Source organism: Pseudomonas sp. 2822-17, from assembly GCF_002742485.1.
Taxonomy (GTDB): domain Bacteria; phylum Pseudomonadota; class Gammaproteobacteria; order Pseudomonadales; family Pseudomonadaceae; genus Aquipseudomonas; species Aquipseudomonas cyclaminis.
Window position 1 is genome coordinate 1 of the sequence record NZ_LJRZ01000180.1, and the last position, 324, is coordinate 324.

1 protein-coding gene is annotated in these 324 nt (G+C 38.6%); it reads left to right on the top strand.

All coding sequences use genetic code 11. From position 1 onward, the window contains the following. On the top strand, nt 1-324 hold a 324-nt coding region (locus tag AOA60_RS01445; protein WP_178075304.1), incomplete at both ends, for an endo-1,4-beta-xylanase.

Genomic DNA, 324 nt, shown 5'->3' on the forward strand with positions numbered 1-324 from the left:
GGTGTTGGACATCAGTCACATATTCAACTTGATTGGCCGTCAATAAATGAAATGAGAGAGACGTACGAAATGTTTTCTGAATTTGGATTAGATCAACAGATCACAGAATTAGATGTTAGTATTTATGGTTGGCCTCCAAGCGGTGAGTTTAAAACAGAGGAAGAAATTCCTGATAGTATCTTAGAAGATCAAGCTGCTCGCTATGAAGCGCTCTTTGAATTATATAAAGAGTTTGATGAAGAGATTAGTAATGTAACTTTCTGGGGAATTGCTGATGATCATACGTGGCTTGATGATCGAGCTCAAGAGCACAGTGACGATGGT